The organism is Treponema sp. R6D11 (assembly GCF_054786075.1).
Map to the genome: position 1 here is coordinate 1 of NZ_BDHD01001132.1, position 380 is coordinate 380.

At 56.1% G+C, this 380-nt stretch carries 1 protein-coding gene; it reads right to left on the reverse strand.

The window, feature by feature from the left end; genetic code table 11:
- Positions 1–83 precede the first annotated feature (83 nt).
- Positions 84–380 (reverse strand): 50S ribosomal protein L10 (gene rplJ, locus ACYVTD_RS17800; protein ID WP_461248949.1); only part of this gene is annotated, 297 nt, incomplete at its 5' end.

Genomic DNA, 380 nt, shown 5'->3' on the forward strand with positions numbered 1-380 from the left:
GGCAAACTTATAAAAAACCGACAGGAAAGGCAGCGTTGAACCTTAGTTCACCGAAGCCTGACGGCTTATATACTATCCTGCGCCTAAGCGCTCGCCTTGCGGTCGGCAATCGCCTTGACCGTACGAACCAGTCTTGACGGAATGTCGTTGAGCGCGGCCGCGAGATTGCGCGCGGGCCCGTTCATAACCGACATGAGCATGGAAATTAACTCCAGCTTGCCGGGCAGTTTCGAGAACGCTTCCGTCTGCTTGGCGTCGTAAACCGAGCCGCTGACCAAAGCGCCTTTTATCTCCAGCGCGGGAACCTCTTTCGCGAATTCAAAGAGTATCTTCGCTACTTCGTTCGCATCCCTCGGGCTTATCGCCACCGCGGTTGGGCC